General features: G+C 35.9%; 12 protein-coding genes and 3 pseudogenes. 13 read left to right on the forward strand and 2 right to left on the reverse strand.

Features of this window, described 5'->3' with window-relative positions; genetic code table 11:
* Positions 1-30 precede the first annotated feature (30 nt).
* The 10 genes and pseudogenes from ACT170_RS01395 to ACT170_RS01440 all read left to right on the forward strand — a co-directional run.
* Positions 31-351, forward strand: a pseudogene (locus ACT170_RS01395) (23S rRNA (uracil(1939)-C(5))-methyltransferase RlmD); the annotation flags it as partial.
* 150 nt (positions 352-501) lie between these two features.
* Entirely contained in the window at positions 502-1,122 is a 621-nt protein-coding gene (locus ACT170_RS01400; RefSeq protein WP_444817940.1) for a class I SAM-dependent methyltransferase, read from the forward strand.
* Between the two features lie 299 nt (positions 1,123-1,421).
* A pseudogene (locus ACT170_RS01405) lies at positions 1,422-2,552 on the forward strand (IS3 family transposase).
* A 335-nt stretch (positions 2,553-2,887) separates the two neighbouring features.
* Positions 2,888-3,517: a TetR/AcrR family transcriptional regulator gene (locus tag ACT170_RS01410; RefSeq protein WP_002890498.1), complete on the forward strand. Its 630-nt coding sequence runs from the start codon at positions 2,888-2,890 to the stop codon at positions 3,515-3,517.
* A gap of 279 nt (positions 3,518-3,796) precedes the next feature.
* Positions 3,797-4,537 carry an ABC transporter permease gene (locus ACT170_RS01415; RefSeq protein ID WP_444817941.1) on the forward strand — a complete coding sequence of 247 codons (741 nt, stop codon included), beginning with the start codon at positions 3,797-3,799 and terminating at the stop codon, positions 4,535-4,537.
* A gap of 137 nt (positions 4,538-4,674) precedes the next feature.
* Positions 4,675-5,403, forward strand: coding sequence for an ABC transporter ATP-binding protein (locus ACT170_RS01420; protein ID WP_024783517.1), 729 nt, complete (start codon positions 4,675-4,677; stop codon positions 5,401-5,403).
* Positions 5,404-5,415: 12 nt separating this feature from the next.
* Positions 5,416-7,098 carry an ABC transporter ATP-binding protein gene (locus ACT170_RS01425; RefSeq protein WP_300847847.1) on the forward strand — a complete coding sequence of 561 codons (1,683 nt, stop codon included), beginning with the start codon at positions 5,416-5,418 and terminating at the stop codon, positions 7,096-7,098.
* A gap of 175 nt (positions 7,099-7,273) precedes the next feature.
* Positions 7,274-7,519, forward strand: a pseudogene (locus tag ACT170_RS01430) (hypothetical protein); the annotation flags it as partial.
* Positions 7,520-7,599: 80 nt separating this feature from the next.
* Complete coding sequence (locus ACT170_RS01435; RefSeq protein WP_444817942.1) at positions 7,600-8,376, forward strand: alpha/beta hydrolase; 777 nt, start codon at positions 7,600-7,602, stop codon at positions 8,374-8,376.
* A 32-nt stretch (positions 8,377-8,408) separates the two neighbouring features.
* Complete coding sequence (locus ACT170_RS01440) at positions 8,409-9,146, forward strand: DUF4336 domain-containing protein (protein WP_061652240.1); 738 nt, start codon at positions 8,409-8,411, stop codon at positions 9,144-9,146.
* Positions 9,147-9,289: 143 nt separating this feature from the next.
* On the opposite strand, the gene ACT170_RS01445 is transcribed toward ACT170_RS01440, so the two are convergent.
* Positions 9,290-10,462, reverse strand: a complete 1,173-nt coding sequence (locus ACT170_RS01445) for a CynX/NimT family MFS transporter (protein WP_155123864.1) — start codon at positions 10,460-10,462, stop codon at positions 9,290-9,292.
* A 220-nt stretch (positions 10,463-10,682) separates the two neighbouring features.
* Positions 10,683-11,525, reverse strand: coding sequence for a DegV family protein (locus ACT170_RS01450; protein WP_155123865.1), 843 nt, complete (start codon positions 11,523-11,525; stop codon positions 10,683-10,685).
* A 125-nt stretch (positions 11,526-11,650) separates the two neighbouring features.
* On the opposite strand from ACT170_RS01450, the gene ACT170_RS01455 reads away from it, so the two are divergent.
* The 3 genes from ACT170_RS01455 to ACT170_RS01465 all read left to right on the forward strand — a co-directional run bounded on the left by ACT170_RS01455 (position 11,651) and on the right by ACT170_RS01465 (position 13,291).
* Entirely contained in the window at positions 11,651-12,220 is a 570-nt protein-coding gene (locus ACT170_RS01455; protein WP_021144459.1) for a TetR/AcrR family transcriptional regulator, read from the forward strand.
* A 37-nt stretch (positions 12,221-12,257) separates the two neighbouring features.
* Positions 12,258-12,893 (forward strand): copper homeostasis protein CutC, encoded by a 636-nt coding sequence (locus ACT170_RS01460; protein ID WP_444817943.1) that lies wholly within the window; start codon positions 12,258-12,260, stop codon positions 12,891-12,893.
* 125 nt (positions 12,894-13,018) lie between these two features.
* A complete protein-coding gene (locus ACT170_RS01465; protein ID WP_205025321.1) occupies positions 13,019-13,291 on the forward strand; it encodes a hypothetical protein in 273 nt (90 codons plus the stop codon).
* Positions 13,292-13,311 lie beyond the last annotated feature (20 nt).

The following is a 13,311-nucleotide window of genomic DNA, read 5'->3' on the forward strand; positions in this document are numbered from 1 at the left end:
AAGCTCCACTGGAGCTTTGAACTCCCACAGACGCATCATGTTGAGGCAGTATCACTTTTGTCCAAACTCGATGTCGATAAGCATATAGACGTTGAAATTGAGCTGGATGAGCTTGATTTGACCAGTGCTGAAAGTAAGGCAACATATGCTCAAATCAAAGAATATGTTTGGAATAAATTTGAATTATAAGTTCCGACATTATATATTGCACAGATAAAAAGGAAATGTGGAATAGAATTACGAGAACATTACAACAAGTCTAAAAAGGAGAAACAAATTATTCCACAGTGTACACCTGAAAAAGAAGAAGCTATCATGGATGCCTTGAGACACTTCAAAATGATTGAATAGAAAAGAATGACAGCATATGACTTTCTGCATTTATGACATTCCTACTTGGTATAGGAACAGCTATTATTCCTTTCTTGCAAGGTATCAATGAGAAAATAGGCTCAATATAAAGATTGATAGGATCATTTTTATATTTAAAGGAGCGTTGAAATGATTGATAAAAGCAATAAAAAATTTTGGGATAAATTTGCTAAGCTATATGCTCCTTTCATGAAAAAAGACAAAGGAGTATATGATAAAGTTTGCGAATACATTCGTCCTCATTTGAATAAAGACATGGAGGTGCTTGAACTTGCTTGTGGCTTAGGACAATTATCGTTTAATCTTTCAAAGCATACGAAAAGTTGGATTGGCACAGATTTTTCCGAACAAATGATTAAGGAAGCTAAAAAGCGTGGGGAATACGAAAATCTTACATTTGAAACAGCCGATGCAGTAGCATTATCCTATTCGCATGAAAAATTTGATTGTGTGTTAATTGCTAATGCACTTCATATTATGCCTAAACCGGATGAGGCGATGAAAGAAATATATAGGGTGTTAAAACCTAATGGGACTTTGTTCGCCCCCACTTTTCTATGGAAAGAGGGAAAACAAAGAAAAATGATAAAAAGTTTGATGTCTATTTTAGGATTTAAGATGTATCAAGAATGGGATAAAAAGGAATTTGAAGATTTTATTAAAGAATATGGATTTTCAGTAGTTGAAATGAAATTGGCACATGGAGGTCTTGCACCGATTGGTGTGATGATTGCTCAAAAAGTGGCTTAACAGATTCTATTCTTATGATTTAAAAAATTTCATCAAAATGGTAACCAAAGGCGATAGAAAAACTATCGTCTCAGAACGTAGACAAACCCTACTAGGAATAGAAAAATTGTCATTTTGTCGGTTGGGTACCACTTAGCGAAAACTCTTAGGAATGCTGTTTTAGCGCTATTCTTAAGAGTTTTTCTCTTTTTCTAGTAAAAGAAAAAGACTGAAGAAAATTGGGCACTGCACCCATAAAATGAGACAAAAGAAAACACTCCTGTTGAAATCTGGTAAACTAGAAACAGGAGTGTTTTGTTATGGTCAAAAAAGCATATTCAGTAGAAACTAAGCTAGCCTGTATCGAAATGAAGAAGGCAGGTAAATCAAATAAAGTTATCATGGACACCCTCGGCATCAAAAATGTTAGTCAGGTCAAGACTTGGTGGCAATGGTATCAGAATGATGAATTGTACCGTTTCCACCAACCTGTGGGGAAACAATATACTTATGGTAAAGGGATGAAACAGTTATCCAAAGTAGAACAGTTACGTTTGCAGGTAGAATTACTAAAAAAGTATCAGAGCTTGGTAAGAGAATCGACAAAGTAAGTCTTATCAAGCTAGTGGAAGAGTATAAGAAAACGTTCCCTGTATCGATTATTTTAGAATGTTTCGGCGTCAAACGCTCAACCTTTTACCGCTGGAAACAGGAGTGTAAGAATTCTCAGAAAAGAGATGAAATAGCAGATAAAATCGAACAACTCTGTATGAAAAATCACTTTATTTACGGCTATCGAACTATTACTCGCTTGCTCAAAAAAGTGTATAAGCTCGTCGTTAATCGCAAGAAAGTCTATCGCATCATGAAGGAAAAGGGCTGCCTTTGCCGTGTTCGTCCCAAGAAGGGACCTAAATTAGGGAAGCCTTACCATGTAACAGACAATAAGCTGGATCGTGATTTCCAGGCAGACAAGCCTATGGAGAAACTTGTCACAGACATCACCTACCTCTATTTTGAAAACTGTAGACTTTATCTATCTTCGATCATGGATCTCTATAATCGTGAAATTGTAGCTTATACCATCTCCGAGTGCCAAGATACGGACTTCGTGCTCGACACACTTAATCAACTTGAGCTACCTCAAGGAGCACTTTTACACAGCGACCAGGGCTCTGTCTACACCTCAAAAGCCTACTATCAGGCTTGTACAGAAAAAGGCATCACCCGCTCCATGTCCCGAAAAGGAACACCAGCAGATAATGCCTGTATCGAATGGTTCCATTCTGTTCTCAAGTCTGAAACCCTTCTATCTCCATAAGTGGAGAAACCTAACTAAAGATAGTATAACAGATATTGTTAAAAATTACATCATATTTTATAATGAAACTAGAATTCAACAGAAATTAAATGACCAGTCTCCTGTAGAGTACAGAAAACTAGTCGCATAAGAGGTTTTTCTCTTGTCCCATTATTGGGGTGCAGTGCCCCTTGGTGACAGGGCTTTTTGTCATATAGTGGGGAAGTATCATAGTGTGAACTAGTCTTTAGTAGCTGAATTTTCAGTTTAGGTAAAATAGAACTTATTGAAATAGTTATGTGGATTATTTCATTACTTCTTTAATCATTTTAAAATCTTTAAATTAAGATTTGGAGAATTTAAATAATATTTGCATTTGAAAATGAAATGATTAATAAAACAGCTTCCGATAAGATATTTGACATTATTAGTTTCGTGCACTACAATAGAAGTTACATACCGCCGGTATGATAGAAAGGGACTATAATGGCAAGGAATAGAAACTCACATGAAACTAGAAAAAAAATACTAGAAGTTTCTAAAAATTTATTTTTAGAAAAAGGATTTGATAATACGTCAATACAAGATATCATAGATGGCTTAGGTGGATTAACAAAAGGTGTTATCTATCATCATTTTGAGTCTAAATATGATATACTTCAAACAATCATTAGCGAAAATAATCAAGAAATTTTAAATTATAATTGGAGAGGAAATACTGGATTAGAAAAGATACAAAATTCTTTGATGGACTCTTTCTCTAATTTTGAACACCAAAGGCTCGTTTACTCTGCCTCAATCATGCTAAGAAGTCCACGTTTGTTAGGGGAGCAGTATCTAGGTCTATTTTCTGATTTTTTACCCGAAATTAGAGAAAAAGTTTACGAAGGAGTTGAAGATGGGTCTATTAAAACAGAATATCCAGAAGAGCTAGCAGATTTAATTGTTTTAACTCTAAATATTTGGATCGGTTTTCAAATTTCCGTTTTTTCATTAGTAGAATTAAAGCGCAAAATGAATTTCATTAAACTTACTTTTGAAGGTCTAGGGGTACAGTTAATTTCTGATGAAATGATGGAGGTGATTTTCAACTTATTCGATCACTTAAAAAAATAGTAAATAAGTCGTCGCACGACATTCTTGTTAATACTCATTTCTATTTATGTATTATCAATTGAATGAATTATCTTACATAATTTATAATTAAAAAATAACATACTTTAAGTGTGTTATTAAAAATCTATTATACATACCTACGGTATGTTTGTTTTTTTGGTATATACATACCGATGGTATGTATAGTGACATTGTCTGAAGAATAAGCTTATTTTTAAATATTTGTCGAGATTAGTCTGAATAGTTTATTCTTTATTTACGCTTTGGAGGAAAGAATCTATGTTGTCGCTTATTAAAATTGAATTAAATAAAGTTTCTAAATCTAAATTATTTTTAGCCTGGTTGTGCACTATATTTATAGTGCTAGGTATAACAGCAATCATTATTATGGGATTAGGTACTGACAATAAACTAGGAGAATTCACTGGACAGGATTCTAATGTTATTAGAATTACTGGTAAATGGGATGGTTGGGCAACTGTAGCTTCATTGTTTTCATCTTTATTTACAAAAGCAGCATTTTTGATTTTCGAATCTTATTTATTATCTGCGATTATTATTGATGAATTCAAACGAAGAACAATTTTTCAGTTGTTTTCTTACCCTATTTCTAAAATAAAGTTACTATGGGGAAAAATTATTTCAGTCATTCTAATAGCATTTATTGCCCATTTTTCTGCACATTTAGTGATTCAATTATTCATTAGATTCATGGCTGTTGTAACTGAATCTAGTTATATCCCTCTAGCTAGTCAATTAATTAACTTAGCTGGAATAACGTTTGCAACAGTACTAATAGGGTTACTACCATTTGTTTTAGGTATGATTAAGCATTCAACAGCTATAACAATGCTTACAGGACTTGGTTTAGCAGCATTACTTTCAAATGTAAGTCCAGGAAGTTTATCTAATAATATTGCTGATAACTTATTCTTTTTGATATTTGCAAGTTTCATAAGTTTAATGATTACTTCATTTTCAATTTATAATATTTCAAGACAAGATATTAGTATCAAGTAGCATAGCTGAATTTAATTGAAGGAATGTGATAATTCCTTGATAATTTCTATAAAAGAAGAGACTGTACAAGTTGGAATTTATGCTTCTGAAGAAAAAGCTCTCACATTGAAAGCTGATATTGAAAGAGAGAAATAGAAATGGGAAATATTGTTGAAATAAAAGATCTTTTTAAAACAATTAATAAGGAAGAAATTTTGAGTGGTATCAACCTTCAAATTGCTGAAGGAGAAATTTATGGTTTTTTAGGACCAAATGGTGCTGGGAAAACAACGTTAATGAAATGCATGTTATCCTTATCAACTATTTCATCAGGTAGTGTTGAAATTTTTGGAAAAGATTTACAAGAACATAGAGAGGAAATTCTAAGCCAGATTGGTAGTATTATTGAAACACCAATTTTTTATGATAATTGCACTGCAAAAGAAATTTTGGTAATTCACGCTCAGTATATGGGGAAAAATATTACTGAATCAGATGTAATAAGAGTCTTAAGAATGGTCGGATTAAAAAATACGACTAAAAAAGTAAAAGAGTTTTCGTTAGGAATGAGACAAAGGCTTGGTTTAGCTCGAGCTTTCTTAACGAAACCTAGATTGTTGATTTTAGATGAGCCAATCAATGGTTTAGATCCTGTAGGAATTCAAGAAGTTCGAAATCTTTTGTTGTCACTTTCTAAGGAATATGGAATTACAATATTAATCTCAAGCCATATTTTGTCGGAAATTTCACAGATAGCTGACAAGATTGGTGTTATCAAAAATGGAGAAATGATTGAGCAGGTCTCTATGAAGGAACTTATGAGAGAGAATATTGATCTAGAAGAATATTTTATGTCACATTTTCTAAATAAAAGTCAAGAATTATGAGGTAGATTAAGGATGAAACAATTGATAAAGAACCATCAGAAGGCTTTTTATGCTTTCATGATATTTAATATACTGGTCCCTTTAACTAATATTGCTTTTGCTTATTCTATTAAAGGTATTATTGATAGTGGTATGTCCCAAAATGAAGAAGCCTTAACTCAAGCGGTACTAATAGGGGCTACTGTTATTTTCATCTATGCAGGACTCAACTTTATATCTCTTCGATTGAAAAATAAACTTGTTAGACAAATCATGTCAAGATACAAAAACAAGGTGTTCCAATCTATTTTAGATAGGGATTATAGAGACTTTTCTAAAGAAAAATCAGGGAAATTTATTTCTGTATTAACCGAAAATATGAAGAAAATTGAGCAAGATTATCTGCATCAGTATTTTAATATTTCAAAAAACCTTTCCTTAATGATTTTTTCACTCCTAGCTATGTTTATAGGTAATTGGTTTTTGACCTTATTAGTAATCATTGCTAGTATTATTCCAATGATGATATCAGGATTTATTGGACAAAAATCAGCCTCTCTACAAAATAGTGCTATGATTGCAGATCAGAAGTATTTAGCTAAGGTTAAAGATATTTTATCAGGATTTCTGGTTATTAAAAGTTTTAATGTGAAAGATGCTATCTGTGAGGATTATAGTCATGAAAGTGAAAAATTTGATGAAATAAATTTTATAAAAAGGAAATTTGATGTTTTAGCTAATGTTATTTCACAGCTTTCAGGGATGATTGTTTTTTTGGTAGCCTTTGGTGGAGGGATGTATCTCGTATTTAATGGCTATACCACAATTGGAAGTGTGACAGCTATTGTTCAACTAGTCAATTTTGTAGTAATGCCACTAAATGAAATTGGTATGGGAATGAGTAAATTCCGTGAAGGTCAGGCAACACTAGATGCATTTGAGGTAAAAGATGTAACCGAACTTCAGACTGGTGAAACGAAAGAATATTTCGATGATGTTATTTCTTTTTCAAATATAGACTTTTCTTACCCTAATACTGAAGAAAAAATTTTTAATCATTTATCTTTGAAGATTCAAAAAGGGGAAAAAATTGCAATTGTAGGAATGTCAGGGAGTGGGAAATCAACTTTGCTCAATCTATTACTGCGTTTTTACGATGTAACAAGTGGGCACATCTCCATTGACAATAAAGATTTGCAAGCTATTTCAGCAGAGAGCCTTTATAACTTAATGACAATTGTTCAACAAGACGTTTATATCTTTGATGATACTTTAAGAGCAAATATTACTCTTAATCAATCCTTCACTGATGAGGAAATAAAGCAAGCTGTACAGCAGTCAGGTTTAGAAAGTTATGTTTTAGAAAATGAATCTGGTCTACAAACTTTATGTGGAGAGAATGGTTCAAATCTATCTGGCGGACAAAAACAAAGACTTAGTATTGCGCGTGCCTTAATTCGAAAAACACCAATCTTATTATTGGATGAGGCTACCTCATCTTTGGATAATCAAGTAACTACTGAAATTGAAAATTCAATCTTGGATATTCAAGATTTGACGGCACTTGTAGTAACCCACAAGTTGAATGAGACCATTTTGAAAAAATACGATAGAATTCTCTTTATGAAAGGTGGCGTCATTGTTGAAGATGGTTCTTTTGGTGACTTGATGGATAGGAGAGGTGAGTTTTATAAGTTGTTTGAGTTGAGTGTGTAATTCTCTTTCGTTCTATAATATAGGAGTATACTAGCACGACATGTTGAAGCGGTATCACTGCTTGTGAGGCCTAGAAAATGTGTAGAAGGAAAAGCCTTGGTGACAGGACTTTTTATGGTAAGTCATTTGATATTTTTATCTGAATCATATTTCTTCTTCATGTTACAATAAATATATACAAAATAGAACGCTTAGAAAAATGGAAAATATAATGGTTAACCAAAGCAAATATGTGTCTAGTGATTTTCCAGAGGCAACGTATCAAGTGGCTTTTGAGAATTTGAAAAAAGAAATTTTAGTCGGGCATCAAGAAATTTCTCAAGGTAAAGTCTCGTCTCTAGTTGATGTGAGAAAGGAATTTGGTCTTGACTTGGTTTCGATATTATCACTATCACCTGTAAATAGAGCTAAGCGGAATTAATAGTAGAATAATAAAGGTAAACATAGCTTTCAAGAAAATCATAGTACTGTCTAAATGAGACATTTCGGAGGTTCTGAGATATGAAATTTCATGAATTTGGTGATAAAAAATCTCCACATATATTATTGATACACGGTGGGGGTAGTTCCTGGTGGAATTATCTTAGGCAAGCTCGTATCTTGTCTCATAAATATTATGTCATTTTACCAACACTCAATGGTCACGGAGAGGAGTATCAAAAGGATTATATATCAACGGAAAATTCGGCACAGGAAATTCTGAACTATGTCCGACAGAACTGCGGTGGGAAATTATTTGCTGTGGGTGGTGTTTCACTTGGTGGTCAAATTGCTATGGAACTTTTGTCCTTAGACAGCGATATAGCTGAGAAGGCCATCATAGATGGAAGTCTCTGTATTCCTCAACCAAGGTTAGCTAAAATCAGCATCTTTCTAGTATCACTATTTGGTAAACTGATGTTTAGTAAATCCTCTTGTAAACTTCAGTTAAGCTTCATGAATAAATTCTATCCCCAATTAGCTTACCCAGACGAGATAAAAAATTATTATATGGAGGATATGCCAAGGACACCTATCAAAACATTAGTGACCATCTATAAAACTTATATGGGGCATTATAAGTTGAAGAGTAGGATTTCAAAAAGTAAAGCACAGGTTCTCTATATTTATGGGGAAAAAGAATTGAACGGTGTTAAAGAATCAGCTAGATTATTTCAGCAGATGCACCCCGACACTATCTTTTATGAAGCAAAGGGCTATAACCACGGCTATTTATCAGCCTACCTACCTCAAGAGTGGATTAAGTTGGTTGTTCCATTTTTGGAGAATAACGATTGATTATACTTTATTAATTTAGAAAGCAGAGTTTCATGGAAGTCAAAAAATATAGTCCCCTCAATTCCTTAAAAAAGATAGCTGAAAACCTATGGATTGTGGATGGGGAAGAAGTACTGATGGATTTCAAATTCTTCAAAGTGCCTTTTTCAACTAGAATGACAGTTATCCGTCTGCAGAATGGTGGTCTTTGGGTGCATTCACCGACTAAGCCTAATGACAATTTACTTTTTGAAATCAAGAAATTGGGTGAGGTAAAACACCTTATTGCACCCAATGTCTTACATTATAGTTATATAGATGAATGGCATCAACTATTTCCTGAAGCAAAAGTTTGGCTAGCTAGTGGTGTTCAAAAGCGTGCCAGAAAATCGGGAATGAGTTTGGATTATGGTCAGGAATTAAGCAAGGCCAATTGGAACGAAGAAATTCTTTTTACAACATTTGAGGGAAGTTTTTATGTAAAAGAGGTTGTTTTTTTCCATAATGAAAGTTCAACTCTGGTTTTAACGGATCTTATTGAAAACATAGAAACTGAGAAATTATCGCTTTTTGAAAAGCTACTTTTTAAAATAGGTGATAATCACCATCCAAATGGTAAAACACCAAGAGATTTAAGAATGACTTTCTTATTTGGTAAAAAACAAGCTCTGAAGAGCTATCACAAAATAAAGAAATGGGAACCTAAGAATATTATTATTTCTCATGGACCGTGTATTATTGGTCAAGCAAAAGAGATGTTAAAGCAAGCGTTCTTCTGGCTAGAAAAATAGGGTTATGTGGTTAAGGGAACTTGTCGAAAGACAAATACGAATACTTCGACCTCTGTATTTAAAAGTTTCATTCATTCGCCGCACGCAAAATAACACCCCACAAGTTACAACTTGTGGGGCATTTTCTTTTATTAGTTTTTCTCTTACAAAATTACGTCTGTTTTTTCAACTTTGTAAAGGGCTATTCCCATGATTATGGTCAAGACAAGAAGAATTAAAACAGCAGGGGTCCAAGAGTTAAAGAGTTGTTGGCTTGAACCGAACAAGACTGGACCAAGGGCTGCAAAGATATAGCCTCCGGTTTGGGCTAAACCTGATAGTTGGGCTGTTTTTTCAGGCGTGCTAGCCTTCATTGAAAAGGAAACCATCATGTAAGGGAATAGGACACTAGCAGAACTTCCGGTTAAGAGGTTAAGGACTAACCAATACACAAAGCTGTCTGTATTGACTAGAAGCATGGCAACTCCGATGAGTCCTACTAGGACGGTAGCCACTAGCATCAAATGGCGGTTACGATCAGAAAGTTTAGTGATTAGGCTAGGAACAATCATAGAGAATGGAATACTCGTCAGTGTGAAAACGGAAGCTAGAATTCCGGCATTAGCCTCGCCGACACCGGCTTGAGTGGCCATGGTTGGAAGCCAAGTGATAGTGGTATAGAAGAAGAGTGATTGTAATCCACCGAAAATCATGATAGCCCAGACCTTGCCACTCTTATACCAACTGCCTGAATTTTCGCTGGTAGAAGTTTCTTGTTCTAAGTAATGATTGTGATGGACATTAGGAAGCCAAACTACAAGAGCCAGGGCACAGACTGTTGTCAATACCCAGACTAAGCCTTGCCATGAGGTTGCCTTAGTGATTGGAACGGCTACCGATGAAGCCACAGCTGTGGACAAGCCCATGGCTGTAATATAGAGTGTGGTTAAGAATCCTAACTGATTTGGCTCATTAGCCTGAATTAGGCTTGGGAGAAGGACGTTGATAAAGGCAATTCCAGCTCCGACTAAAAGCGTTCCCACATAAAGAAGAGGGAGATTGACAGTACGTAAAGCAGAACCAAGTGTCATCACAATTAAAACACCGAGGAAGAGTCTTTCAATACCAAAGCGTTTGGCCCAGCTAGCCGCAAAAGGTGAGAATATCGCAAAGGTCAAGAGAGGGAGACTTGTCAAGAGACCGAGAGAACTGACCTCAACACCTAGACCAGAAGCAATGTCTGATAAGACCGTAGACAAGGTTGTGAACGGGGCCCGCAAAACGATCCCTAGAAGAAGGATTCCAGGGATTAGAAAATGTGAATGTTTCTGTTTCATAAACTATCTCCATGTTTAATAAGGGTATTTAAATTTATAGGTATATGACACTAATGCATCACTTCCATCTTACCATAAATGATGGGGATAATGAAAGCGGTTACGTTGGATTGTCAGGAAAGAATTTTTAGTTTTAAAATCCTATTCTGCTGATTATCAAATAGCATAATCTGATTTTTAAAAGACCGAACATGTAGTCCAGTCTCTTTTCAATGTTTTCTTAAATTTCATACCCCATAAGGAGTCCGCCTTCTTCAGCATAAAAGCTACAGAGTCCAGAAGTAGGAAGGACTTCGATGCTTGCATGGGCAAATTTTTCACGAACCAATTCAGAGAATTGCTCGATAAATTTTTCATTGTTGCGGTGGGCAATGGTAATGTGGCCTCCAGCATAACCAGCCTTGAGGAGTTCATCAAAAGCAGCTTTGATAGCTTTCTTTTGACCACGCGCCTTTTGTAGTAGCTCAAGCGTTCCTGTTTTGCTAGCTTCTCCAACCATACGGATATTGAGGAGTCCAACAACGGTGCCAACTAGTTTACTTAGACGACCATTCTTCACCAAATTATCGACCTTTGCCAAGACAAAGAGCAACTTAGTCTTGGCTTGATAAGCTGTGATGCCATCAACGACTTGGTCAAAATCAAGGCCTTCAGCGACTAAGTGATTGAGTTTACGAACGATAAGGTCGACCTCGCCACCAGCTGACAGGCTATCAATCACGTGAATCTTAGTATCAGGATGCTCTTCCAGATAAATTTTCTTAGCGATTTCAGCACTATTGTAGCTACCAGAAAGGGTTCCAGTGATCGTCACGACGACGATATTGTCCGCTCCTTCAAAGGATTTCATATAATCATCAGGACTCGGACAGGCAGACTTAGAAGCAGTCGTAGTCGCATACATTTCCTCCATCATTTGATCAATATTGAGTTGGGCATCATCCCTGTAAATGGTCTCGCCCACTTGGATAGTCAAAGGAACACTGACAAACTCCGTATCTGGTGCCAGATTGTCCAAAGAACGGTAGTCACAGCCTGAATCCGCAATAATTTTCCATTTCATAGGTTACACCTCATATCTGCATAATGTACATTGACAAGTTATTAGTCTTCTTTTACAATTTTATCATGAAGTGCATTGCTATCAAAGCAGATCTCATCAGGTGTGACAGATAGAAAGTGAATGTTATGGCAGAAAGAAAAATCTCAGAGAAATCCTTGGAAAATCTCAAACGATTTAACCAAGAAAACAAAGCAATTACACGAGAATCCATTGAAATTTCTCTCCTGCAATTGTTGGAGAAAAAAGACTTTAAAAAGATTACCATATCGGAACTGGTTGAGCGTGCGGGTGTATCTCGTGCTGCCTTTTATCGCAATTATGGTTCTAAGGAAGAGATTTTGAAATCTATTTTTGAGTCTAGCATTGCAAAGATTACTAAGTCCTTGGACGGCTATAATCTCAAGACTGATCTCTATCAGGTCTGGGTTTATCTCCTTAAGGAAGTCAAAAAAGAAGCCAAAATCATCAGTCTTGCCATTGATTATAATTTTGAGCAGGTATTGACCAAGGCAGTTTATGATTTTTTGGAAAAACGAAATGGTAGCTCATCAAATGGTGCCGGTAGCTACCTCAATTCCTTCTGGAGCTCGGCTATTGTTTCAGTGATTTCCAAATGGGTCAAGGATGGCATGAAGACCCCAGCGGAAAAGATTGCCAAACTTGGTCTCCCGCTTTTTCCACAAAAGAAGAAGTAGTAATCCCCTTGCTACTACAACTAATTGGAGGTTCAGTATGCCAATGTATGAATTTTGTGCAGAGAATGTGACTTATTTAGAAAAAGCTTTTCAAGCCGGTGCTCAACGCGTGGAGTTGTGTGATAATCTGGCTGTTGGAGGCACGACACCTTCTTATGGTGTTATAAAGGCGGCTGTTGAGTTGGCCAAGGATTATAAGGCTAAGGTGATAGTGATGATTCGTCCACGAGGGGGCGACTTTGTCTATAGCCAGCAGGAATTAGCTATCATGCTAGAAGATATCAAGTGTGCGCGTGAATTGGGTGTTGATGGTGTTGTGTTAGGCGCTTTAACCTCAGAAAACCAACTCGATACAGAAGCTCTAAAGACCTTGCTGGATGCCAGTCGAGGCTTAGAGGTTACCATGCATATGGCCTTTGATCAGATTCCTAAAGCAGATCAACCTAGTGCAATCCAGTGGCTTAAGGACCACGGTGTGACGCGTCTGCTCACCCGTGCTGGGACTCCCGAGACTGATTTAGAATCCCGCTTGAAATCTTATGCAGAATTGGTTGGGCTAGCAGAAGGTCAGTTGGAGATTTTAGCCGGTGGTGGTATCTCAGTGGCTAATCGTGACCAGTTTCTTGCCATTCCTGGTCTCGAACAAGTTCATGGAACACGTATCGTCTTTTAGTTTTTAAAGGGATTAGCTTATCGGGTCGGTCCCTTTTAGCTTTCTTGTGGACTGAAAAAGTCACTTTGCTTTTCTAGTCATTCTTTGGTAAGCTATTACTATAGCATTAAAAAATTGGGGGATGTATGTTAGATAATTTGTTAAAAAAGAACCCTATCTTGGGTGTCATTATTTATCCGTTATTAGGGCTAGGAGCTATTTGGCTTGGTCACTATTACTCACAGAGCCTTTCACTATTGGAAAAAACGGGTGGTCAGCTTAAGGTTAATACTTTTGTTTACATTGCCTATCAATTAGGTGGAATCAAACTTGTCATGGGCTTCTTTATTCTTTTAGCGCTTTTCTTTTTCTATCTGGGCTATACTTACTTTAAAAAACTTGGCAATAGTCAGAAATAAGGACCATGATTATACTACGA

The sequence above is a fragment of the Streptococcus sp. cx1 genome, from assembly GCF_052384325.1.
Taxonomy (GTDB): Bacteria; Bacillota; Bacilli; order Lactobacillales; family Streptococcaceae; genus Streptococcus; species Streptococcus salivarius_G.